This is a genomic window from Kitasatospora humi, assembly GCF_020907985.1.
Lineage (GTDB): Bacteria > Actinomycetota > Actinomycetes > Streptomycetales > Streptomycetaceae > Kitasatospora > Kitasatospora humi.
On record NZ_JAJJPA010000005.1, the window covers coordinates 118170 to 141772 of the forward strand.

Sequence of the window (23603 nt, forward strand, 5' to 3'; positions counted from 1 at the left end):
AGCTGGTGCGCGGGAAGTCGGGTGGGTCGACTTCCCGCGCACCGTTGCACGAGTCATTTGAGGGCATTCTGAGCATGCGCTCTGCGCCCGCCTGCTACACCAGGCTCTCGCGCCAGGCGGAGTGCAGGGTCGCGAAGCGGCCGGTGCCGGCGATCAGGGCGGCGGGGGTGCCGTCTTCGACGATCTCGCCGTGGTCCATGACCAGGACCCGGTCGGCGATCTCCACGGTGGAGAGGCGGTGGGCGATGATCACGGCGGTGCGGCCGGCGAGGACGGTGCGCATGGCGTGCTGGACGGCCTGTTCGCCGGGGATGTCGAGGGAGCTGGTGGCCTCGTCGAGGATCAGCACGGCGGGGTCGGCGAGCAGCGCGCGGGCGAAGGCGACGAGTTGGCGCTGGCCGGCGGAGATCCGGCCGCCGCGCTTGCGGACGTCGGTGTCGTAGCCGTCGGGCAGGGCGGTGATGAAGTCGTGGGCGCCGATCTCCCGGGCGGCCCTTTCGATCTCGGCGCGGGTGGCGTCGGGGCGGCCGATCGCGATGTTCTCGGCGACCGTGCCGGAGAACAGGAAGGACTCCTGGGTCACCATCACCACGCCGCGGCGCAGCTCCTCGGTGGCGAGGTCGCGCAGGTCCACGCCGTCCAGGGTGATCCGACCGCCCGACGGGTCGTAGAACCGGGCCAGCAGCTTGGCCAGGGTGGACTTGCCGGCCCCGGTGGCGCCGACCACCGCGGTGGTGCTGCCGGACGCCAGGGTCAGGTCGAAGACCGGCAGCACCTCGGTGCCGTCCCGGTAGCCGAACGAGACCCGCTCGAAGACCACCGCGCGGCCCTTGCCGGTGCCGGGCGGCAGTTGCCGCGGGGTGGCGGGCGGGGCCACCGAGGGTTCGTGGGCCAGCAGGCCGGAGATCTTCTCCAGGGCCGCGACCGCCGCCTGGTAGCTGTTCAGGAACATCGCCAGCTGGTCGATCGGGTCGTAGAGCCGGCGCAGGTAGAGCACGAAGCCGGTGAGGACGCCGATCTCCAGGCTGCGGTCGGTCACCAGGTAGGCGCCGACCAGCACCACCGCGGTGATCCACAGGTTGGCGGTGGCCCGGGAGGAGCCGACGTAGCGGGCCATCTCCAGCAGGCCGCCGGCGTTGGACCGGGTGTACGCCTGGTTGGACTCGGTGAAGGCGGCCAGGTTGGCCTCCTCGCGGCGGAACGCCTGCACCGGTCGGATGCCGTTCATGGTCTCGGTGAAGCGCACGATCACCGAGGCGACCGCGGTCCGTCCGGTCCGGTAGACCCGGGCGCTGCGCCGGCGGAACATCCGCACCAGCAGCCACATCGGCACCACCGAGGCCAGTGCCAGCAGTCCCAGCCGCCAGTCCATCACCAGCAGCAGCACCCCGATGTAGCAGACCGAGATGGCCACCGAGAGCAGCTCCTGGAGGCCCTCGTTGAGCAGCTCGCGCAGGGCGTCCACATCGCTGGTCGCCCGGGAGATGATCCGCCCGGAGGTGTAGCGCTCGTGGAAGTCCAGGCCCAGCGCCTGGGCGTGGCGGAAGATCCGGGTGCGCAGCTCCAGCAGGATGTCCTGGTTGATCAGTCCGGTGAGCCGGATGAAGGCGCGCTGCAGCACGGTGCTCAGCAGCGCGCAGCCCAGGTAGCCGGCGATGATCGCGACCAGCGGGCCGGAGTCGTGCCGGCGCAGCGCCGGGATGCCCTGGTCGATGGCGTACGCGACCAGCAGCGGCCCGGACTGCAGCGCGGCCTGCTGCACCAGGATCAGCACCGCGGCCAGCACCACCCGGCGGCGCTGCGGGCCCAGCAGGGAGCGCAGCAGCCGCGCCGGGGCGCCGGGCGGGACCGGGATCTCCTCGTCACCGGTCAGGGCGGGGGCTTCCAGCACCGCCATCAGGCCACGCTCCCTTCCAGCGCACCGCTCATCAGCGCGCGGTACTCGGGGCACCGCGCCAGTAGCTCGGGGTGGGTGCCGACGTCCAGGATCCGGCCGTCGGCCAGCACCGCGACCCGGTCGGCCAGCAGCACGGTGCTCGGCCGGTGCGCCACCACCAGGGCGGTGCTGTCGGCCAGCACCTCGCGCAGCGCGGCCTCCACCAGCGCCTCGGTGCGCACGTCCAGCGCGGACAGCGGGTCGTCGAGCACCAGGAACGGAGGGTTGCCGACCACGGCCCGGGCCAGCGCCAGCCGCTGCCGCTGACCGCCGGACAGGCTCAGGCCCTGCTCGCCGACCTCGGTGTCGACGCCGTCGGGCAGGTCGGCGACGAAGTCGGCCTGCGCCACGGCCAGCGCCTTCTCCAGCGCCGCGTCGGTGGCGTCCGGGGCGCCCATCAGGACGTTCTCCCGGACGGTCGCGGAGAACAGGGTGGGGTCCTCGAAGGCCACCGCGACCAACGAGCGCAACTCGGCCGGTTCCAGCCCGGCGACGTCCCGTCCGTCCACCGTGATCGTGCCGGCGGTGGCCTCGTAGAGCCGGGGCAGCAGGGCGGTCAGGGTGGTCTTGCCGCTGCCGGTGGCGCCGACCAGGGCCATGGTCTCGCCGCGCCGGATGTGCAGGTCGACGCCGCGCAGCAGGTCGGGGCTGCCGTCGGGGGCGTCCGGGTAGCGGAACCGCACGTCGCTGAACCGGATGCCGTCGCCGGTGGCGGGGCCGGCGGTGCCGTGGGTCGACGCGGGCTCGGGCGCGTCCAGCACCTCGAAGAGCCGGTCGGTGGCGGTGCCGGCCTCGTTGCTGTATGCCAGCAGCCAGCCCATCGACTCCACCGGCCAGCGCAGCGCCAGCGCGGTGGAGAGGAAGGCGACCAGGGTGCCGGTGCTCAGCTCGTCGTGCGCGACCAGCACCGCGCCGACCGCCAGCGAGGAGCCGAGGGCCAGCTCGGGCAGCAGCACGATCACCGCCCACAGGTCCGCCAGCAGCCGGGTCTTGCGCAGCTCGGTGTCGCGCAGCCGATCGGCGCGCTGGGCGAACTGCCGGGCCATGGTGCGGTGCCGGCCGAACGACTTGAGGATCCGGATGCCCAGCACCGACTCCTCCAGCACGGTGGCCAGGTCGCCGTTCTGGTCCTGGGCGGTGCGGGCGGCCAGCGAGTACTTGCCCTCGAACCGGGTGCAGAACAGCATCAGCGGCACCGTGGGCGCCAGCACGATCAGTCCGAGCCGCCAGTCCAGGACCAGCATGACGGCCGAACCGACCGCGAAAGTCAGCGAGTTGACGATGAGGAAGATGAACCCGAAGGCCAGGAAGAGCCGCAGGGTGTACATGTCCGAGGTGGCCCGGGAGAGCAACTGCCCCGACGCCCAGCGGTCGTGGAACGCCACCGGCAGCCGCTGCAGCTTGGCGTACAGGTCGCCGCGCATCGCCGCCTCCACCCGGGAGAGCGGCCGGGCCACCAGGATCCGGCGCAGGCCGAACAGGCCGGCCTCGGCCAGTCCCAGGGTCAGCAGCAGCCCGATCAGCGGCCAGAGCGCGCCCGTGTCGCGGTGGGCGATCGGGCCGTCCACGATCCGCCCGAGCACCAGCGGGGTGACCAGCACCGCGCCGGAGGCGAGCAGGGCGGCCAGCACCGCTCCGGCCAGGTACCAGCGGATCGGGTACGCGTAGGTCCGGAGCCTGAGCAGCGAGCGCACCGTGGACCTGGTGGGTTCGGGGCCGGGCGGCTGCGGCGAGGGAGTGGGGTTCTCTGCCATCCTTCGGAGGGTAGGCCGCACCCCTACCGTTTCTCACCAGGTTTTCCGGTCACGTCCCCGGCAACCGGAGCAGCCGCAGCGAACGGGGCGCCAGCGGTCCGCCGGCGGCTCCGGCGGTGTCCAGGAGCAGTTCGAACGGCCCGCGCGGCGGCAGCGTGAACTCCACCGGCCGGGCGCCGCCGTTCAGCAGCAGCAGGAAGCTGTCGTCGGTCAACGGGCAGCCGTGCCGGTCCCGTTCGGACATCGCGCCGCCGTTCAGCAGCATGCCGAGCACGGCGGTCGGGGCGGACCAGTCGGCCGGCGTCATCTCATTGCCGCGGGCGGTGTACCAGGTCAGGTCGGGCAGCTGGCCGGGCAGCGGGGCCAGGCCGGAGAAGAAGGCCCGCTGGCGCAGCACCGGGTGCCGGCGGCGCAGCCGGATCAGCCGGGCGGTCAGCTCCCGCAGGGAACGCCAGCGCGGTTCGTCCAGCAGGCTCCAGTCCACCCAACTGAGCTCGTTGTCCTGGCAGTAGGCGTTGTTGTTGCCGCCCTGGGTGCGGCCCATCTCGTCGCCCGCGGTGAGCATCGGCACCCCGGTGGAGAGCAGCAGGGTGGCCAGCAGGTTGCGCAGTTGGCGGTCGCGCAGCTCGATCACGGCCGGGTCGTCGGTCTCGCCCTCGGCGCCGCAGTTCCAGGAGCGGTTGTCATCGGTGCCGTCCCGGTTGTCCTCGCCGTTGGCCTGGTTGTGCTTGGTGTTGTAGGAGACCAGGTCGCGCAGGGTGAAGCCGTCGTGCGCGGTGACGTAGTTGACCGAGGCGTAGGGGCGCCGGCCGCCGAGCTGGTAGAGGTCGGACGAGCCGGAGAGCCGGTAGCCGAGCTCGGCGACGTCCGCCCGGGCGCCGCGCCAGAAGTCCCGGATGGTGTCGCGGTACTTGTCGTTCCATTCGGCCCACAGCGGCGGGAAGTTGCCGACCTGGTAGCCGCCCGGGCCGACGTCCCACGGTTCGGCGATCAGCTTGACCCGGCTGAGCAGCGGGTCCTGGGAGATCGCGGCGAGCAGCGGGTGGTGCATGTCCACCCCGTCGCTGCCCCGGGCCAGGGCGGCGGCCAGGTCGAACCGGAAGCCGTCCACGCCCATCTCGGCGGCCCAGTAGCGCAGTGAGTCGGTGATCAGGCGCACGGTCTGCGGCTGCCGGGTGTCCAGGGTGTTGCCGCAGCCGGTGTAGTCGGTGTAGCCGCGGCGGCCGCGGCCCAGCCGGTAGTAGCCGGCGTTGTCGATCCCGCGCAGCGACAGCGTCGGGCCCTGCTCGCCGCCCTCCGCGGTGTGGTTGTAGACCACGTCGAGGATCACCTCGATGCCGGCCGCGTGCAGCGCCCGCACCATCCGCTTGAACTCGCCGACCTGCTGGCCGCGGGTGCCGGAGGACGAGTAGCCGCCGTGCGGCGCGAACCAGGCGATCGAGTTGTAGCCCCAGTAGTTGGCCAGGCCGCGCCCGCGCAGGAACTCCTCGTCGGCGAACTGGTGCACCGGCAGCAGCTCGACCGCGGTCACGCCCAGCGAGACCAGGTGCTCGATCGCCGCCGGATGGGCCAACCCGGCGTAGCTGCCGCGCAGTTCGGGTGGAACCCCGGGGTGGCGGCGGGTGAAGCCGGCCACGTGCAGCTCGTAGATGACGGTCTCGGCCCACGGGGTCTTGGGACGGCGGTCGTCCGACCAGTCGTCATCGTCGTGCACCACCACCGAGCGGGCGGTGTGCGGCGCCGAGTCGCGGTTGTCGCGCACCGTGTCGGCGGCCTGCGGCTCTGGCCAGTCGCGCACCGAGCCGCAGCAGGCGGGGTGGCCGGTGAAGACCCCGTCGACCGCTCTGGCGTACGGGTCGAGCAGCAGCTTGGCCGGGTTCCAGCGGGCGCCGGTCCACGGGTCCCAGCGGCCGTGCACCCGGTAGCCGTAGCGGGTGCCGGGGACGACTCCGGGCAGGTAGCCGTGCCAGGTCTGGAAGGTCTGCTCGGGCAGCGGGTGCCGGGCCTCGGCGCCGTCGTCGTCGAACAGGCAGAGTTCGACCGCCTCGGCGCCGGGCGCCCAGAGCGCGAAGTTGGTGCCGCCGCCGTCGGTGCCGGGCTGGTAGCGGGCGCCGAGCGGCTGCCAGCTGCCCGGCCAGGGAGCGGCGGGGGGCAGGTGCGCCGGCGCCGGGCGCGACGCCTCCTGAGATGCCGTCATGACCGTGCCCTTCCGAACCGGGGTACTGTTACGGGCAGATGTCCGCCGAGTGGAATCGTTCCCTCGTGCACCAGCGGGAATCCGGCTGACACGCAGGGGACCGGCCGCTTCCCGGTCGGTGGTCCGCCGGCCGCGGGCAGTTCCGTCCGGCCGGGGATTCACTCATCCAGCCCAGTTATCCTGGCGCTCGCCCGCGCCCGGACCCGAGGCGCGGCCCAGGGATCAGGAAACGGGAGGGGCCCCCGAGTGGAGCCGGTGCAGGCGGCAGCCGCCGCGACAGGGAGCAGCCAGGTCAGGGCCGGGTACCGGCGGACGGCCGCCGCGCTGCTGGCGGGCGGGGTGCTGGTGCTGGCCACCGCCTGCGGACCGGACTCCTCCAACGCCGGTGGCTCCGGCGGGAGTTCCGGCGGGCCGGCGGCGTCGTCGGCGGCGTCGCCCAAGCTCTCGGCGGCGGTGCTGAGCGTCAGCCCCAAGGACGGGACCGACGACGTGGCGCCCAGCGGCGCGGTCAAGGTCTCGGTGGCCGACGGCAAGCTGACCCAGGTCACGCTGACCGACAAGGACGGCAACAAGGTGGCGGGCGCGGTCGCGGCCGACGGCTCCTCCTGGGAGCCGTCCGGTCCGCTGGCGGTCGGCATGCTCTACAAGGTCAACGCCCAGGCGGTGGACGCGGCCGGCCTGCAGTCCGCGGTGGACAGCAGCTTCACCACGCTCACCCCCGCCAGGACCGTCGCGGTGAACGACAACGTGATCACCGGCACCACCTACGGCGTCGGCATGATCGTCTCGGTGAACTTCAGCAAGGACGTCACCGACAAGGACGACGTGCTCAAGGGCATCACCTTCGAGGCCTCGGACGGCACCCAGGTGAAGGGCCACTGGTTCGGCTCCCGGCGGCTGGACTTCCGGCCCGAGCAGTACTGGGCGCCGGGCACCAATGTGAAGATCCACTTCCGGCTGGCCGGCACCGAGGTGGCGAGCGGCGTCTACGGCCCCAAGGACAGCGACGAGGCGTTCACCATCGGCCGCTCGCAGATCTCCACGGTCGACGCCGCCACCGACAAGATGACCGTCAGCCGGGACGGCCAGGTGACGCAGACCATCCCGATCACCGCGGGCAACGACCAGAACCCGTCGTGGAACGGCACCATGACGATCGAGGAGAAGGACCGGGTCACCCGGATGAACTCGGCCACCGTCGCCAACGTGGTCGGTGCCGAGTACGACGTGCCGGACGTGCCGCACGCGATGCGGCTGACCGACTCCGGCACCTATGTGCACGGCAACTACTGGAGCAGCGCCTTCGGGGTCTCCAACGCCAGCCACGGCTGCGTGGGACTGCAGGACGCCAAGGGCGGCGACGACAACTCGGCGGCCGGCAAGTTCTACAACTCGTCGCTGATCGGCGACGTGGTGATCATCAAGAACTCCAAGGGCAAGACGGTGAGCGGCAGCAACGGCCTGAGCGGCTGGACGATGCCGTGGAGCAGCTGGTAGTCCGGCGCGCCAGGTGACCCGCGGCCCGTACCACCCCGTTCAGCGGTGCGGGCCGCAGGGTATTCCGGGGCCGGAGCCCCTCCCGGGAACCGGGCGGTGGTCTGGCGCGTGTAGGAATCGGGGACCGATTGATGGGGAGTTGTGGAATGCGTTCGATACGTGTGGGCGCGGCACTGGCGGTCGGCGGCACCCTGCTGCTGGCCACCGCCTGCGGCAGTAGCAGCCCCAAGGCCAGTGGCACCCCGGCGCCCGGCGCGCCGGGCGCCGGCGGCAAGGGTGGTGCGGCGGCCCCCGCCTCGCCGACCGCGTCCAGCGCGGTGCTGGACGTCGAGCCCAAGGACGGCACCCAGGGCGCCGCGCCCACCGCCCTCAAGGTCGGGGTTGCCCATGGCAAGCTGACCCAGGTCACGGTGACGGACAAGAGCGGCGCCGCGGTGCAGGGCAGCATCTCCGCGGACGGCACCAGCTGGGTGCCGGCCGCCGCGCTCTCGGTTGCCGACTCCTACCAGGTCAAGGCCTCGGCCACCGACGACAAGGGCGTCGCCACCACGGCCTCCAGCTCGTTCACCACGCTCACCCCGTCGAAGACCTCGCGCAGCCAGGACAACGTGGTCACCGGGTCCACCTACGGCGTGGGCATGATCGTCTCGGTCGACTTCGGCATGCCGATCAAGAACCAGAAGGCGGCCGAGGCCGGGATCACCTTCGAGACCTCCGACGGCCAGCAGGTCAAGGGCCACTGGATGGGCAACCAGCGCCTCGACCTGCGTCCGCAGAACTTCTGGAAGCCCGGCACCACCGTCAAGATCCACTTCCGGCTGAAGAACGTCGAGGTCTCCCCGGGCGTCTACGGCAACTCGGACCGCGACGAGTCCTTCACCATCGGCCGCTCGCAGATATCCACGGTGGACGCCGCCAAGCACACCATGACCGTGCAGACCGACGGCCAGGCCGACCAGACCATCCCGATCAGCTCCGGTTCCGACGCGCACCCCACCTACAACGGCACCATGGTGATCGAGGCCAAGGAGGGCACCGCCCACATGACCTCCGCCTCGGTGCCCGGCCTCAAGCCCGGCGAGTACGACCTGCTGGTGCCGCACTCCGCGCGCCTGACCGACTCCGGCACCTATGTGCACGGCAACAACTGGTCCCCGCACGACACCTTCGGCTCGGCGAACGTCAGCCACGGCTGCATCGGCCTGGAGGACGCCCCCGGCAACCAGGGCGGCCCGAACACCCCCGCCGCGAAGTTCTACAACTCCTCACTGGTGGGAGATGTCGTGAAGGTCGTCAACTCCAAGGGCGCCACGGTGGCCCCGGACAACGGCCTGAGCGGCTGGAACATGGATTGGAGCGCCTGGTAGGCCGCCCGGCTTGTTGCCGTCATATGCCAGCTGAATAGTGATCCTTTGGTCATTGTCCGTACGCGGGCGGGTGCGAACCGCAATGATGGTGGGCATGGCGGGATGGGGCGAAGTCGATCAGTCATCACATCTCGGGCTCAGTCTGGCGGCTGATGCCCCACCGGTGCCCGGGCGGTCCTCGCTGGCCGCCCTGGAGCGCCTCTCCGCATGGGAGTTGGAGCGGGCCGTGCTGCCCCGGCTGCGCGACCCCGCGGGCGCCGAGGAGGTGCGGCTGCCCGCCCGGGTCGAGTCGGGCCCGCTGGCCCGGCGGCTGGTGCTCTCGGTGCTGCAGTCCTGGGGCCTTCACCAGCTGCTGGAGATCGGTGAGTTACTCACCGCCGAGCTGGTGGCCAACGCGGTCCGGCACACCGGCGGGCGGACCATCGGACTCAAACTGCAACGCCGGCCGGGCTGGTTGAAGGTGGAGGTGCGCGACTCCTCGCGGGCGCTGCCCTGCCTGATCGTCGCCGAGCCCAGCCTGACCGAGTACGGCCGCGGCCTCACCGTGGTGGACACCCTGGCCGACCGCTGGGGCGCCGATCTGCTGCCGCGCGGCAAGGGCGTCTGGTTCGAACTCAAGGTTCGTGAACGGACCTGAGCGGCCACCGGGGCCCGTGCCGTCATCACAGCACGGGCCACCGTTGAGTGATCAGCAATCGATGACGTTGACCGCGAGGCCGCCGCGGCTGGTCTCCTTGTACTGGATCTTCATGTCGGCGCCGGTCTCCTTCATGGTCTTGATCGCCTGTCGGGGAAGACGTGGAGGTTGAGGATGAACGGCGTCAGCGGGGCGTTACTGCGAGTGTTTCCGGCAGTCGTATCCCTCGGACTGTTCGGGGCCATGCCAGTGGCAGCCTTTGGGTTGGCGGGGGTGGCCGGTGGGCTGCCGAGGCGAGGGTTTCTGCTACGTCGATGTGACCTGTTCGAGCGGCAAGCCCTACGCCGCTCGCTTCGGGCGTACCGGCGGGTGAAAGCAGCTACTGAAGCGTGTGGCGTACAGGCGCCTGACAGGGCGCTTGTAAGGCAACTTGCTGCCTGGGACCTCGCGAACAAGGAACAGGTGCTGCTGGTCTTGCCAGTGGCTGTAGTGGTGTTGGCCGGGCTGTTCATCAGTGGCTTGATCACTGTGAAGGCTGACGCAAGCGCAATGGCCTTCCTCTGGGTCATGGTCCCTGCACTGGCGCTGGCGGCGCTGTGTTCTCTTGCGCTCCGTGTGGATGACATTGCTTTGCGACGGGGGCACAGTCCAGACCTTGTCGTGGTTGCCGCGGTGCGCGTCCTGGAGGCGTGCGGCAAACGGCTCGATCACCCTGCGGTGCTCGACCTTGTGGTGCTGGATGACAGTGTCATCAAGCTGAACAGTGCGCTCGCGGCGTTCGCCAGGTTCGGTGTGACCCGCTCGGACAAGCGGCGGCGGCGTCTGTCGGGCCAGGTGGCAGGTATGGCGGCAGAACTGGATGACGCTTTGGACGCCTCATACGGCGAAGGCGCGCCGCTCGCGCCCCTGGTCGACCGGGTCGTTCACCTGCTGGCGGTGATGCAGCGCCAGAGCTACTACGCGATGGTCAGTGAGGAGGTTGGGCGGAGCCTGGAAGAAGCGCAGGAGGAGCAGCGAATCCCTTGGCGGTACCTGATCGCGCACATCCTGTCCTTCACCATCGGATGTGGGGCACTGACCGCAGTGAAGGCACTCGAACTGGGCTCGGACATGGCGACCGTGGTGGTGCTGCCCGTGGTGGTGCTGCTGATGCTGATCCCCTATGCCCTGACGCGCCTCTCCTCGGCTGGCATGCGTCGGCTCCCGAAGTTCCGTACGGGGGACGAGGGCTCGGCGGCCGATACTGCTGCTCCGGAGTAGGCAGACGCCTGCTGCTTGAGCGCGACGCCAACCTGGGGGCAGCCGGATGGAATGGCTGGCGGTATGTGCTGCCACTATCGCTCGTACACTCGGGCGGCTGTGCGTGGGGGCATTGGTCGCCCCCACGTTGAATGGACAGGGGGCACGGTATCAGCGCGCGGCGGCCACCGCGTCCGTGTAAAGCTCCGCCGTGAAGTCCTCGTCAGCGATTCCAAGATCAGTGAGGAGGCTCCGAACAGCCGCGAGAGCCTCGGGCAGTTCGGCCTCGGTCTCAGCGCTTGTCTCCAGTTCGATGAACGTGCCGTTCAGTTCAGGCACGCGCACCAGTGTTGCCAGGAAGCGCCGGGTGCCAGCCGCGACGGTGTAGTTCCGGCAGCGCTTCTCGAACTGGATCGCTGGCGTGTAGCCGAGCCCGCGGAGGATCGCGTGCGCCTCCGCCGCATCCTCAACGCGGGTCTCGTGCTCCGGCTTGGAACCCGAGACCTCGTCCACTCGGGCTCCCTTGTAGGTCAGGACGGTCCTGGTGTCATCCGCCGAGTGCACGGTGCGGATCCGTAGCTCGCGATCGCCGGCCCCGAGCGCCCCACCAGCGGTGTCGTAGTAAGTGTCCTTGTACACCTCCGGCCGGCCAGGCCCGTAGGTCTTTTCCAGGGTCTCCATCACGCCTTCGGGGTCTCGAACGACTGCCTTCAGCTCGGCCTCGATCGCCATGTCTCCTCCTCAGATGACCCGGTGCGCGTCCGTCAGCATCGCATCAAACAGTCTGCGGAACCCGCTGTACAAGGGGCCTTGCGGCGTGGCAACCAGCTTGTACGTGGCGGACTCGTGCCCTTCCCAGACAGCGGAGAAGCTGGCCACATAGAGGGTGGTGTCCAGCCTGATGATGCGCCAGACCGGAAGGGCTGTATCGGTAGACCTCCACGCTGCCGCCCGTTGCACGGAGCTCTCGCAGGCGTGCCTCTGCGAGCAGGACACCGCTCGCGAGGGACTCCGCAGACTCACCGATCTCGGCGGCACGCTGGGCCGCCGCGGTGCCGTCGGGATTGAGCAGGAGGACGCGCAGCCGGGGTGGCGGGTCTCCGTCGCGATCGAGGTGCGGGCGCAGGAGGGAATCGCGTAGCCCGAGGAGGCCGAGGCCGCGGACTGCGAGTACGTCGATCTCGTGGGCGGCGCGTGCGGCCCGCTGGATCTCGAGGGCTGCGGTGCCCTGGTCGCTGTAGACGCGTACGACTTCGGGAAAGGCGGCCAGATCGAACGCCGCGCCGCTGCTGTGTTTCTCACGCCGGGGCGCGAGACCGAGGAGGTGCCGCGCTTGATCGGGCATTGCGAGCCCCTCGGCGATCCGCTCGAAGACGTCCAAGCCTGAGATCGCCCGACGCCCGTTCATGATCTCGTTGACGCGGCCCTGGTTCATCCCGACAGCTGTTCCGAGTCGGGCTTGGCTGGCTCCGGTGTGGTGCTGAACCAGACGAAAGAGGGCGCCCATGTCGCGGTTGCGGAGCGCGCGCTGGGCTTCGGAGTGTTGCCAGGTGAGGTCCGGCACGGCGAGGGGCATGAGAGCTGTGGTCACAGTGTCCTCGGTCTGCCTCGAAGAGCATCTCACGGTGAGATTACCCTGCGGGTATCGATGCTGACGTTCTGTCAGTCGAACCTTGGGGCATGGAAGACCTTGCGGCGCCCGTGCCGCAGCCCGCCACCGGGCTGCCGCTCGTGGGGGCACTCCTGAGGCTGGATCACTTTCCGTGCACTGGCTGCGGCAAACTGGACGCACCGTTCCGTGGCGAGCTGCGGACGGTCCGCGTGCCGCCCTGCGCGGTGCGGGACGAACGCGTGTGGCGGTGCGCTGACTGCCAGCTGCAGCACGTCGCCGAGCAGATGGAGGACCGGTGACGACACGGACGCAGGCCGGGCAGCGGGCCGCCATGCCGGCCGCCACTTGGCTGGCCGGTGCCGCTGGCTCGCTGCGGCACGATGTCGTGATCGCGTGGGGCGACGAGCCGGGCCGGCCGCAGCCGCTGCCGTGCGGGGCCCGGTGGGATGTCGTGCGAGTTCCCGAGCGCATCGGCTCGCGGGTCCTCGGCCGTCTCCTCACCGGAGACGGTCAGGGAGCCATCGGGCCCGTGCTGCTGGACCGGCGAGCCCGCAACCTGTACTGGCTAGTGGCGATTGAGACGGAGCCCATCGCTCGCTGGTCCACGGTCCTTGAGGTCCGGTTCTTCTCCCACGGTGACTACCTTGCTGTCCCGAGCCCGGACGTCACCGATGCGTGGCCGGCCGACTGGGTGTACTGGCCTGAGATCACCGGTGCATTGACGCCGCCCGCGATGCTGGCGGCCGCCATCGGGCGCGAACTGCCCGGCGGCGCCCGGTGAATGCCCTGGCCCCTGCCTGACTCGTGCTCCCGGGACTCTGTCGTGGCAGTGAACCGGGCCCACCAGACTCTCCCCGCAACCGTGCTCGTCACCAGCGGCGAGCGGCCCCTCGCCCCGTTGCGCCCTAGACCTCCCTCTCGCCGCCGTATGCAAGGGGTGGGAACCTCCAACCGGCGTGAACCGAAAGGAAAACACAGTGAGCACCGTGATCCTGGCCCAGTCCTTCGACCAAGCCGCAGCTCTGTCCGAGCTGCGCTCCCTTGGACGCGAGCTGGCCCGTCAGGCGGCCGAGCTCACCCGTGCCAGTGAGCGCGAGATGGAGGCCACACTGCGCCTGATGAAGAAGGTGCACCTTGGGATCGTGGCCAGCGTCGACATCACCGCCTCCTAGCTCAGGCGACCCAAAAGCCCCTGCGGAGAATGGGTGTTTTGCGGGTTGCGGCCCCTCCATGACTGAGGGAGGGGCCGACTCCGCGTCGGCACACGGGCGTTGCCTGGCACGGGGAGCCGGTCCCGTCCGCAGGCGCCTCCGTCATCGGCAAACGGGATCACGCACTGCAATCTCTCCCGCGCAGCCGAGGTCGAGGAAGAGGCCCTGCGGGCCGCTCGTTTAGTCGTGTCAGGCACAGCGTCCGATCGGGGCGAGCGAACTCCGCATCAGCACTCGATGACGTTGACCGCGAGGCCGCCGCGGCTGGTCTCCTTGTACTTGATCTTCATGTCGGCGCCGGTCTCCTTCATGGTCTTGATCGCCTTGTCGAGGGAGACGTGGTGGCGGCCGTCGCCGCGCAGGGCCATCCGGGCGGCGGTGACGGCCTTGACCGAGGCCATGCCGTTGCGCTCGATGCAGGGGATCTGAACCAGGCCGCCGACCGGGTCGCAGGTGAGGCCGAGGTTGTGCTCGATGCCGATCTCGGCGGCGTTCTCCACCTGCTCGGGGGTGCCGCCGAGCACCTCGGCGAGGCCGCCGGCCGCCATCGAGCAGGCCGAGCCGACCTCGCCCTGGCAGCCCACCTCGGCTCCGGAGATGGAGGCGTTCTCCTTGAAGAGCATGCCGATCGCACCGGCCGCCAGCAGGAACCGGACGATGCCCTCGTCATCGGCGCCCGGTACGAAGTTCTGGTAGTAGTGCAGGACGGCCGGGATGATGCCGGCCGCGCCGTTGGTGGGAGCGGTGACCACCCGCTGGCCGGAGGCGTTCTCCTCGTTGACCGCCATCGCGTAGAGGGTCACCCACTCCATGGCGTTGGCCGGGCCGATGCCCTCGGCGCGCAGCGCCCGGGCCGCGGCCGCCGCCCGGCGGCGCACCTTGAGGCCGCCCGGCAGGATGCCCTCGCGGGACATGCCGGCCGACACGCACTCCTTCATCACCGACCAGATCTCCAGCAGCCCGGCCCGGATCTCCTCCTCGGTGCGCCAGGCCTTCTCGTTCTCCAGCATCAGGCCGGAGATCGACAGGCCGGTCTCCCGGGTGAGCCGGAGCAGTTCCTCGCCGGTGCGGAACGGGTAGCGCAGCTGGGTGTCGTCCGGCACCACCCGGTCGGCCCCGATCGCGTCCTCGTCCACCACGAAGCCGCCGCCGACCGAGTAGTAGGTCTTGGTGAGCAGCTCGGCACCGGAGGCGTCGTGGGCGACCAGGGTCATGCCGTTGGCGTGGTACGGCAGCGACTTGCGGCGGTGCAGCACCACCTGCAGGTCGGGGTCGAAGTCGATCAGGTGGACACCGAGCAGCGCGATCCGCTTGGTCTCCTTGATCCGCTCCACGTCGAGGTCGGCCTTGGCGACGTCCACGGTGCGCGGGGACTTGCCCTCCAGGCCGAGCAGCACCGCCTTGGGAGTGCCGTGGCCGTGGCCGGTGGCGCCGAGCGAGCCGAACAGCTCGGCCTTGACCGAGGCGACCTGGTCGAGCACGTCCTCGGAGCGCAGTCGGCGGGCGAACATCCGGGCGGCGCGCATCGGACCGACGGTGTGGGAGCTCGAGGGGCCGATGCCGATGGAGAAGAGGTCGAAGACGCTGATGGCCACGGGGGACGTCCTTGTCTGGTCTCGTGGACCGGAAAAAGGTGCGGAACTACGTTGCTGACATGGTGCGGGGCACCGGCTCACGTTCCAGTGTGCGCGGTGCCCCGGGGGAACGTGCCGGGCCGACGGGGGTGACGTCGGCCACGGCGCGGGGTGGTGCCTAGAGCTCCGGGTAGAGCGGGTACTTCTCGGCCAGCGCGGTCACCCGGGTGCGCAGCGCGGCGACCTTGGCCTCGTCGAAGCCCGGCAGCAGCGCCTCGGCGATGATGTCGGCGACCTCGGTGAAGTCCTCGGCCTGGAAGCCGCGGGTGGCCAGCGCCGGGGTGCCGATCCGCAGGCCGGAGGTGACCATCGGCGGGCGCGGGTCGTTCGGCACCGCGTTGCGGTTGACCGTGATGCCGACCTCGTGCAGGCGGTCCTCGGCGTCCTGGCCGTTGAGCTCGCTGTTGCGCAGGTCGACCAGGACCAGGTGGACGTCGGTGCCGCCGGAGAGGACCGAGACACCGGCCGCCTTGGCGTCGTCCTGGAGCAGGCGGGCGGCCAGGATCTTGGCGCCCTCCAGGGTGCGCTGCTGGCGCTCCTTGAACTCCTCGGAGGCCGCGACCTTGAAGGCCACCGCCTTGCCGGCGATCACGTGCTCCAGCGGGCCGCCCTGCTGGCCGGGGAAGACCGCGGAGTTGATCTTCTTGGCCAGCTCGGCCTTGGAGAGGATCACACCGCCGCGCGGGCCGCCCAGGGTCTTGTGGGTGGTGGTGGTGACCACGTCCGCGTAGGGGACCGGGGACGGGTGCAGGCCGGCCGCGACCAGGCCGGCGAAGTGCGCCATGTCCACCATCAGGTAGGCGCCGACCTCGTCGGCGATCCGGCGGAACTCGGCGAAGTCGAGCTGGCGCGGGTAGGCGGACCAGCCGGCCACGATCAGCTTGGGCTGGTGCTCCTTGGCCAGGCGCTCCACCTCCTCCATGTCGACCAGATTGGTCTTCTCGTCGACGTGGTAGGCCACCACGTTGTAGAGCTTGCCGGAGAAGTTGATCTTCATGCCGTGGGTCAGGTGACCGCCGTGGGCCAGGTTCAGGCCCAGGATGGTGTCGCCCGGCTGGATCAGCGCGAACATCGCCGCGGCGTTGGCCTGCGCGCCCGAGTGCGGCTGGACGTTGGCGGCCTCGGCGCCGAACAGCGCCTTGATCCGGTCGATGGCGATCTGCTCGACCACGTCGACGTGCTCGCAGCCGCCGTAGTAGCGCTTGCCGGGGTAGCCCTCGGCGTACTTGTTGGTCAGCACCGACCCCTGGGCCTCCATGACCGCCACCGGGGCGAAGTTCTCGGAGGCGATCATTTCCAGGGTGGACTGCTGGCGGTGCAGCTCGGCGTCGACCGCGGCCGCGATCTCCGGGTCGAGGGCGTGGAGGGACTGGTTGAGAACCGTCATGGTGGCGTCTTCCCGTGGGGCAGGTGCTGGGGGACCGGGGCGGGCGGCCGCCGCGCTGCGGCCGCCCGGCGTGCGGTCAGGAACCGGTGAAGGCGGTGTACTCGTCGGCGGTCATGAGGTCGGCCTGCGCCTCGGTGACCTTGACCTTGAACAGCCAGCCACCGGTGAAGGCCTCCGAGTTGACCTTCGCCGGCTCGGCCACGACGTCCTCGTTGACCGCGACGACCTCGCCGCTGGCCGGCGAGTACAGGTCGCTGACCGACTTGGTGGACTCGAGCTCGCCGCAGGTCTCGCCGGCGGTCACGGTGTCACCCACGGCCGGCAGGTCCACGTAGACGATGTCGCCCAGCGCGCCGGCCGCGTGCTCGGTGATGCCCACGGTCGACACGCCGTCAGCGTCGGCGGCCGTCAGCCACTCGTGCTCCTTGCTGTACTGCAGGTTCTGCGGGTTGCTCATGTGCTCATTCTCCATTAACGGGAAGCGGGTGTGCGGAAGCGGTCCGCCCAGTGGACCGCGGTCCGGCGGACGGTGGGGGACGGGATCAGCGGGCGCGCTTGTAGAACGGCAGCGCGACGACCTCGACCGGCTCGTGCTTGCCGCGCACGTCCACCGCGACGGCGGTGCCGGGGGCCGCGTGGGCGGCGTCCAGGTAGGCGATGGCGATCGGCTTGCCCAGGGTCGGGGAGGGGGCGCCGGAGGTGATCCGGCCGATCGGGTTGCCCTCGGCGTCGACCACGGCGTACTCGGCGCGCGGCACCCGCTTGCCCTCGGAGACCAGGCCGACCAGCTTGCGCGGCGCCTTGGCCTCGGCCTGGGCGGCGGCCGCCTCCAGCGCCTCGCGGCCGACGAAGTCGCCGCCGTTGGTGGTCTTGTCGAACCGGACGACGCGGCCCAGGCCGGCGTCGAACGGGGTCAGCGAGGTGTCCAGCTCGTGCCCGTAGAGCGGCATGCCGGCCTCCAGGCGCAGCGTGTCGCGGCAGGACAGGCCGGCCGGGACCAGGCCGTGCGGGGCGCCGGCCTCGGTGAGGGCGTGCCACAGGTGCTCGGCGTCGGCGGGGGTGCAGAAGATCTCGAAGCCGTCCTCGCCGGTGTAGCCGGTGCGGGCCAGCCAGACCTGCTTGCCGGCGACGGTGGCGGGCAGCAGCGCGTAGTACTTCAGGCCCGGCAGGTCGGCGTCGGTGACCGAGGAGAGGATCGCGTTCGCGGCCGGGCCCTGGACGGCGAGCAGCGCGTAGGCGTCGCGGTCGTCGCGCACCACGGCGTCGAAGCCGGCGGCGCGCTCGGTCAGCGCGTCCAGCACCACCTGGGCGTTGGAGGCGTTGGCGACCACCATGTACTCGTCGTCGGCGGTGCGGTAGACGATCAGGTCGTCCAGGATGCCGCCGTCCTCCCGGCAGATCATGGTGTAGCGGGCGCGCAGCACGCCGAGGGCGGAGATGAAGCCGACCAGCGCGTGGTCGAGCAGCTCGCCGGCCTGCGGGCCGGAGACGGTGATCTCGCCCATGTGCGAGAGGTCGAAGAGACCGGCCTTGGTGCGGACGGCGAGGTGCTCCTCGCGCTCGCTGCCGTAACGCAGCGGCATGTCCCAGCCGGCGAAGTCGGTCATGGTCGCCCCGAGGGCGCGGTGCAGGGCGTCGAGCGCGGTCAGGCGCGGGGACATGGCGGGACTCCCGGTCTGTAACAGGCAGGTGGACCCCTCCTGCCCGACGGCGGGCAAGCGGGGACGGTGGAGTCTCCCCGTCTGTCGTCACAACCTGAGAGCTTCACCGCGACCAGCATGGCCCGGCTTGCACCGTGGGTGGGCGCACGGCACGGCCGTGTTCCACTTTCCAGATTGGCCTCGCCCACGCGGTATCGGGTGCCTGAGAGATTCCGGGGAGGACTTGCTCCTTCGGCGCCGGTCCGTGCCGTGCGGCACCTCCGGACTCTCCCGCGCGGGTTCGAGCGGCCAGTATGAAGTTTTGTCGAAAAGCAGGATTCGGCCGTTGAGCACGCGCATCGGCGTGGTCGGCCACATCATCGCATGCCTGTTCGCCCGGCGGGAGAGGGGGCGGTGCCCGGGGCGGCACAGTGGCCAGTCGGCGGGCCGCCGCCTAGTAGTCTGCTCCGGTGGAGACTCAGGGGTTTGCCGTGCCCGCGCCCGCGTGGGCCGAGCCGGGGCAGCCGCCGGCCGGCGGCGGGTGGCCGGCGAACGAGCTGGAACAGGTGCTCAGCGCGGCGATCGGGGACCCGGGTGCGACGCCCCGGGTGATCGAGGTGCTGGCGCGCAGTCAGGTGTGGATCCCGCTGCCGGTCGGCGCCGATCCGTCCGGTCAGGCGCTCGACCTGCCGACCATCGAGCTGGCCGGGGCCCGTTACGTCCCGGTGTTCTCCTCCGAGGAGCAGTTCGTCCGGCACGCGCCGGGCATGTCCTGCGCGGTCGCCCCGGCCTGGGAGTTCGCCCGCGGGCTGCCGCTGGGACTCGGCGTCGCCGTCAACCCCGAAGCGCCGGTGGGCATCCCGATCCCGCCGGAGGGCGTCGGTGAGCTGCGCCGCGGGCCGCGCGAGCAGCGCTGGGACCCGGCCGCCGGGGCACCGGGCACGCCGGTCGGCGAGGGCGCCCGGGTGGCGCTGCGCGAGCCGGAGCCGGCCGAGGAGCCGGTGGCGTTCCTGACCGCCGTCTGCGCCGAGCTGGCCGCGCTGCCGGGCGTGCTGACGGCCCGCCGGGCGCTGGCCTCGGTGGAGGGCGAGCCGACGGTGCTGTTCATCGGCGTGCAGCTGGATCCCTCCTGGCCCGCCGACCCGGGCGAGGCGAACGCCGCGCTGGGCCGGGCGCTGGGGGTGGCCCCGCTGCCCGGGGGTGTGCACATCGTGCTGCTGGACCTGGCGGCGGACCCGGTGGTGGACTGGATGCTGACCCAGGTGCGCCCGTTCTACCAGCGGGGTTGATCCGGCGATGGGCGAGTCGAGAGAAGGGCGCGTGCCGTGACGACGGGAGCGACGGGCGGAGCGGGGCCGTGGAGCCCGGCCTCGGTCCCGGGGGCCGACCCGGGCACCCTGGAGCGGGCCCTGGGGGAGGTCGCCCCGGACCGGTTCGAGGCCTATGAGCAGCTGCTACGGGAGCTGTCGGCCGGCCGGGTGTGGATGCTGCTCTGGCACGGCAGCCCGGGCAGCCCGGACGCCCAGTACGGGAACATGGACATCGGCGGCCACGGCTACGCGCCGGCCGTCACCTCGCCCGAGCAGCTCACCGCCAGCGGTTGGAGCCGGGCGCACGAGGTGATCAGCGGCAAGGAGATCGCGACCACCCTCTACCGCACCCGCTGGGGCCTGTGGTTGAACCCGCACGCCCCCGGTGGCGGGGTCGGGGTGCCCTGGGCAGACCTGCGCCGGGTGGCGGCCGGCCTGGACCGCCTGCCCGCCGGTCCGCTGCGGCTCAGCGAGCCCCAGGTGCCCGGCACCGAGGCGTTCTTCGGGCTGCTGCACCACCAGGCGCCCTCCGTGCGTCCGGTGCGGGCGCTGCGCCGGGCCTGGGTGCGGCCGGTGCTGGGTGACCCCTACCTGGCGATCGGGCTGGAGCTGTACGACAACTCGCCGCCGGCCGTGGAGGCGGTGCGGGCGCTGATGCAGCGGGCCATCGCGCAGGCGCCGCAGGGGCTGGCCGTCTCGACCGTGGCGCTGAGTGACGACTACGACCCGGTGGCGCTCTGGATGCGGGCCAACGCCCGGCCGTTCTACCACCGCGAGGCCACTGTGCCGCCGGCCGCACCGCCGTACCCGGCGCCGACCGGCTACGGCTATCCGACGCCGAGCCCGTGGCCGCAGCAGCCCTGGACCGGCCGCTGAGCGGACACCCTCGTTCGAATGGCGAACGCCCAAGAGGGACTTGAGCGGAACCTGACTACCGGTGCCCGGGTCGTAGGTAACGGCCCGGGCACTGCCATGCCGCCGCCACAGCATTTCTGACGCAACGTCAACTAGCTTGCGCGACAGCCTGCCGGGTCAGGCGGTCCGTGCCGGTGTGCGCTTGGCGGGTTTATGGATCTCGATAATCGGTAGATCACAGTTGGGCATCCTTCACCAATGGGGGCTGGCGCCGAACTGGCGGGAACGTGAAGAGTTCTGCGCACCGCACCAGCCGAGCAGCCCGAGTGGATGGCAAGCAGGCTCTGACCAGGACCTGACACCGCCATGCCCGCTTTCGGGCTGCCTTGGGCCGACGACCGTCGGCGAGGGGACGCCAACTGCTGATGAGCACACCGACCGACACCACCGCCGCCGCGCCGAGAGAACCGGGGGCGCCGATCTCCGACGCGCCGCAGACCCGCATCGAGGGCCGCTCGCTCGGCCGGATCGCCTGGCTGCGCTTCAAGCGCGACAAGGCGGCCATGGCCGGCGGGATCGTGGTCATCCTGCTGGTGCTGCTCGCGGTGCTGGCCAAGCCGATCGAATCGGTCTTCGGCCTGGACCCGAACGCGCAGCACCCCGACCTGCTGAACGCCGACCTCGGCGGCCTGCCGAACGGCGACTTCGGCGGCATGAGCGGCAGTCACCTGCTGGGCATCGACCCCGGACTCGGGCGCGACCTGCTCTCCCGGATCATCGAGGGCTCCTGGGTCTCGCTGCTGGTCGCCTTCGGCGCCACCCTGTTGTCCAACACCATCGGCACCGTGCTCGGCGTGATCGCCGGCTACTACGGCGGCTGGGTGGACACCGCGATCAGCCGGGTCATGGACACCTTCCTGGCCTTCCCGCTGCTGCTGTTCGCCATCTCGATCTCGGCCTCGCTGCAGGGCGGCGCCTTCGGGCTGCACGGCCTGCCGCTCCACCTGTGCGTGCTGATCTTCGTGATCGGCTTCTTCAACTGGCCCTACATGGGCCGGATCGTGCGCGGCCAGACGCTCTCGCTGCGCGAGCGGGAGTTCGTCTTCGCGGCCCGGTCGCTGGGCGCCCGCGGCCCGTTCATCCTGTTCAAGGAGCTGCTGCCGAACCTGGTCGGCCCGATCCTGGTCTACTCGACCCTGCTGATCCCGACCAACATCCTGTTCGAGGCGGGCCTGAGCTTCCTCGGCGTCGGCATCCAGCCGCCCCAGTCCTCCTGGGGCGGGATGATGAACGACGCGATCAACTACTACCAGGTCGACCCGGAGTACCTGATCGTCCCGGGCCTGGCGATCTTCATCACCGTGCTCGCCTTCAACCTGCTGGGTGACGGACTGCGCGACGCGCTCGACCCGCGCAGCAACTGATCCTCTGAGTCCCACTCAGTTCGTTTAACCCGACACACTTGCAAGGGGTTGATCCAGCAATGCGCCGTACTCGTACCCTCGCCCTGGCCGCGGCGGCCGCCACCGCCGTGCTGGTGGTGAGCGGCTGCAGCAGCAGCAAGGGCGGCACCACCGGCGGACCCTCGTCCGCCGCGGGTGCCAACGCCGCCACCAAGGGCATCGTGAACGCGTCGGACCACAAGGGCGGCACGGTCACCTACGAGATGAAGGGCACCCCGGACTCGCTGGACCCGGGGAACACCTACTACGCCTACATCTACAACTTCTCGCGGCTGTACGCCCGTTCGCTGACCACCTTCACCCCCGCGCCCGGTACGCAGGGCAACAAGCTGGCCCCGGACCTGGCGCAGGGCATGGGCCAGGTCAGCGCGGACGGCAAGACCTGGACGTACAAGCTGCGCCCGGGCCTGAAGTACGACGACGGCACCCCGATCACCTCCAAGGACGTCAAGTACGCCATCGAGCGCAGCAACTTCGCGCCCGACGTGCTGTCCAACGGTCCGACCTACTTCCAGCAGTACCTGGTCGACAACCCCACGCCGTACCAGGGCCCTTACAAGGACAAGGACCCGGCCGGCCTGCACTCGATCGAGACGCCGGACGACACCACCATCGTCTTCCACCTCAAGCAGCCGTTCGCCGACTTCGACTACCTGGTCAGCGCGCCCGACACGGCCCCGGTGCCGCAGGCCAAGGACGACGGCGCCAACTACGTGAAGCACATCGTCTCCAGCGGCTCCTACAAGTTCCAGTCGTACGACGACGGCAAGGGCGCCGTGCTGGTGCCCAACACCAACTGGGACGCGAGCACCGACCCGCTCCGCAAGCAGCTCGCGGACAAGATCGTGCTGAAGATGAACATCGACCAGCAGACCATCGACCAGGACCTGATGTCCGGCAACGCCCAGGTCGACCTGGTCGGCGGCGGTGTCGACCCGCAGACCCAGGCCAAGATCCTGCTGGACCCCAAGCTGAAGGCGCAGAGCGACAACGCCGGCGGTGGCCGGCTCGCCTACCTGGCGCTCAACACCAAGGTGGCGCCGCTGGACAACGTCGACTGCCGCAAGGCCGTGGAGTACGCGATCGACAAGGTCGCGGTGCAGACCGCGGAGGGCGGCCCGATCCGCGGTGACATCGCCACGACCGTCCTGCCGCCGGACGTCACCGGCCACCAGGACTTCGACACCTACGCCACCCCCGGCAACAAGGGCGACGAGGACAAGGCCAAGGCCGAGCTCAAGGCCTGCGGCCACCCGGACGGCTTCAAGACCGTGATCACCGCGCGCAGCGAGCGTGACACCGAGGTCAAGGCCGCCACCGCGATCCAGGGCGCGCTGGGCAAGGTCGGCATCCAGCTGGAGATCCAGCAGTACCCGCAGGGCAAGTACTTCACCGACTACGCGGGTGTGCCGGACTTCATCAACCAGCACGGCGTCGGCATGATGATGATGCAGTGGGGCGCCGACTGGCCGACCGGCATGGGCTTCCTGCAGCAGATCACCGACGGCCGCGCGATCAAGGCCTCCGGCAACAGCAACCTGGCGCAGCTGAACGACCCGAAGGTCAACAGCCTGCTCGACGACGCGACCAGCAACAACTCCGCGGACGCCCGCAACCAGGACTACGCCCAGGTCGACAAGCAGGTCATGGACGACGCGGTCTACGTGCCGCTGACCGACTTCAAGGTCTTCAACTACCGCCCGGCCAGCTCCACCAACATGGTCTCCACCTCGGCGTTCAGCGGTGAGTACGACTACCTGAACATCGGTACCACCAACAGCAACTGAGCAGCACCACCGGGTCGTTGAGACCCACCACGTAAGAGTCCGGCTCACCATCCCTGAAGGCAGGTGAAGGCGAGCGG

At 70.6% G+C, this 23603-nt stretch carries 20 protein-coding genes and 1 riboswitch; of the genes, 11 read left to right on the forward strand and 9 right to left on the reverse strand.

Features of this window, described 5'->3' with window-relative positions; all coding sequences use genetic code 11:
• Positions 1-94: 94 nt before the first annotated feature.
• The 3 genes from LN042_RS07485 to glgX are packed head-to-tail and all read right to left on the reverse strand — an operon-like array spanning position 95 to position 5887.
• Complete coding sequence (locus LN042_RS07485) at positions 95-1897, reverse strand: ABC transporter ATP-binding protein (RefSeq protein WP_230049682.1); 1803 nt, start codon at positions 1895-1897, stop codon at positions 95-97.
• Positions 1897-3690 carry an ABC transporter ATP-binding protein gene (locus LN042_RS07490; protein ID WP_230049684.1) on the reverse strand — a complete coding sequence of 598 codons (1794 nt, stop codon included), beginning with the start codon at positions 3688-3690 and terminating at the stop codon, positions 1897-1899. The genes LN042_RS07485 and LN042_RS07490 overlap by 1 nt, the downstream gene beginning before the upstream one ends.
• 49 nt (positions 3691-3739) lie before the next feature.
• The gene (glgX, locus tag LN042_RS07495; protein WP_230049686.1) at positions 3740-5887 is read right to left on the reverse strand and encodes a glycogen debranching protein GlgX; all 2148 of its coding nucleotides are present in this window, start codon (positions 5885-5887) and stop codon (positions 3740-3742) included.
• Between the two features lie 246 nt (positions 5888-6133).
• On the opposite strand from glgX, the gene LN042_RS07500 reads away from it, so the two are divergent.
• From LN042_RS07500 to LN042_RS07515, 4 genes are all read left to right on the forward strand, one after another.
• Entirely contained in the window at positions 6134-7384 is a 1251-nt protein-coding gene (locus LN042_RS07500; RefSeq protein WP_230049687.1) for a L,D-transpeptidase, read from the forward strand.
• Between the two features lie 146 nt (positions 7385-7530).
• On the forward strand, positions 7531-8751 hold the full coding sequence (locus tag LN042_RS07505) for a L,D-transpeptidase (protein ID WP_230049690.1): 1221 nt from the start codon (positions 7531-7533) through the stop codon (positions 8749-8751).
• Positions 8752-8914: 163 nt separating this feature from the next.
• Positions 8915-9388, forward strand: a complete 474-nt coding sequence (locus LN042_RS07510; RefSeq protein ID WP_372495685.1) for an ATP-binding protein — start codon at positions 8915-8917, stop codon at positions 9386-9388.
• Positions 9389-9850: 462 nt separating this feature from the next.
• The gene (locus tag LN042_RS07515; protein WP_230049692.1) at positions 9851-10648 is read left to right on the forward strand and encodes a hypothetical protein; all 798 of its coding nucleotides are present in this window, start codon (positions 9851-9853) and stop codon (positions 10646-10648) included.
• A gap of 150 nt (positions 10649-10798) precedes the next feature.
• On the opposite strand, the gene cyaB is transcribed toward LN042_RS07515, so the two are convergent.
• A complete protein-coding gene (cyaB, locus tag LN042_RS07520; protein ID WP_230049693.1) occupies positions 10799-11359 on the reverse strand; it encodes a class IV adenylate cyclase in 561 nt (186 codons plus the stop codon).
• Positions 11360-11402: 43 nt separating this feature from the next.
• Positions 11403-12191, reverse strand: coding sequence for a helix-turn-helix domain-containing protein (locus LN042_RS07525; protein WP_230049695.1), 789 nt, complete (start codon positions 12189-12191; stop codon positions 11403-11405).
• Between the two features lie 116 nt (positions 12192-12307).
• On the opposite strand from LN042_RS07525, the gene LN042_RS07530 reads away from it, so the two are divergent.
• From LN042_RS07530 to LN042_RS07540, 3 genes are all read left to right on the forward strand, one after another.
• Positions 12308-12538: a hypothetical protein gene (locus LN042_RS07530; RefSeq protein WP_230049697.1), complete on the forward strand. Its 231-nt coding sequence runs from the start codon at positions 12308-12310 to the stop codon at positions 12536-12538.
• Between the two features lie 32 nt (positions 12539-12570).
• The gene (locus tag LN042_RS07535; RefSeq protein ID WP_230049699.1) at positions 12571-13020 is read left to right on the forward strand and encodes a hypothetical protein; all 450 of its coding nucleotides are present in this window, start codon (positions 12571-12573) and stop codon (positions 13018-13020) included.
• Between the two features lie 196 nt (positions 13021-13216).
• Positions 13217-13411 carry a hypothetical protein gene (locus LN042_RS07540; RefSeq protein ID WP_230049701.1) on the forward strand — a complete coding sequence of 65 codons (195 nt, stop codon included), beginning with the start codon at positions 13217-13219 and terminating at the stop codon, positions 13409-13411.
• Between the two features lie 266 nt (positions 13412-13677).
• Here the strand turns inward: LN042_RS07540 and LN042_RS07545 are convergent, their stop codons facing one another.
• The 4 genes from LN042_RS07545 to gcvT all read right to left on the reverse strand — a co-directional run bounded on the left by LN042_RS07545 (position 13678) and on the right by gcvT (position 18132).
• Complete coding sequence (locus LN042_RS07545; protein ID WP_230049703.1) at positions 13678-15045, reverse strand: L-serine ammonia-lyase; 1368 nt, start codon at positions 15043-15045, stop codon at positions 13678-13680.
• 157 nt (positions 15046-15202) lie between these two features.
• Positions 15203-16471 (reverse strand): serine hydroxymethyltransferase, encoded by a 1269-nt coding sequence (gene glyA, locus LN042_RS07550; protein ID WP_230049705.1) that lies wholly within the window; start codon positions 16469-16471, stop codon positions 15203-15205.
• Positions 16472-16547: 76 nt separating this feature from the next.
• Positions 16548-16928, reverse strand: a complete 381-nt coding sequence (gcvH, locus tag LN042_RS07555) for a glycine cleavage system protein GcvH (protein WP_230049707.1) — start codon at positions 16926-16928, stop codon at positions 16548-16550.
• Positions 16929-17013: 85 nt separating this feature from the next.
• A complete protein-coding gene (gene gcvT / locus LN042_RS07560; RefSeq protein ID WP_230049709.1) occupies positions 17014-18132 on the reverse strand; it encodes a glycine cleavage system aminomethyltransferase GcvT in 1119 nt (372 codons plus the stop codon).
• Positions 18133-18311: 179 nt separating this feature from the next.
• A riboswitch (glycine riboswitch) is annotated at positions 18312-18415 on the reverse strand.
• Between the two features lie 187 nt (positions 18416-18602).
• Here gcvT and LN042_RS07565 point away from each other — a divergent pair.
• The 4 genes from LN042_RS07565 to LN042_RS07580 all read left to right on the forward strand — a co-directional run bounded on the left by LN042_RS07565 (position 18603) and on the right by LN042_RS07580 (position 23526).
• Positions 18603-19400 carry an enhanced serine sensitivity protein SseB gene (locus tag LN042_RS07565; RefSeq protein WP_230049711.1) on the forward strand — a complete coding sequence of 266 codons (798 nt, stop codon included), beginning with the start codon at positions 18603-18605 and terminating at the stop codon, positions 19398-19400.
• A 36-nt stretch (positions 19401-19436) separates the two neighbouring features.
• On the forward strand, positions 19437-20297 hold the full coding sequence (locus LN042_RS07570) for an enhanced serine sensitivity protein SseB C-terminal domain-containing protein (RefSeq protein ID WP_372495686.1): 861 nt from the start codon (positions 19437-19439) through the stop codon (positions 20295-20297).
• 404 nt (positions 20298-20701) lie between these two features.
• Positions 20702-21700: an ABC transporter permease gene (locus tag LN042_RS07575; RefSeq protein WP_230049713.1), complete on the forward strand. Its 999-nt coding sequence runs from the start codon at positions 20702-20704 to the stop codon at positions 21698-21700.
• Between the two features lie 59 nt (positions 21701-21759).
• The gene (locus LN042_RS07580) at positions 21760-23526 is read left to right on the forward strand and encodes an ABC transporter substrate-binding protein (RefSeq protein ID WP_230049715.1); all 1767 of its coding nucleotides are present in this window, start codon (positions 21760-21762) and stop codon (positions 23524-23526) included.
• Positions 23527-23603 lie beyond the last annotated feature (77 nt).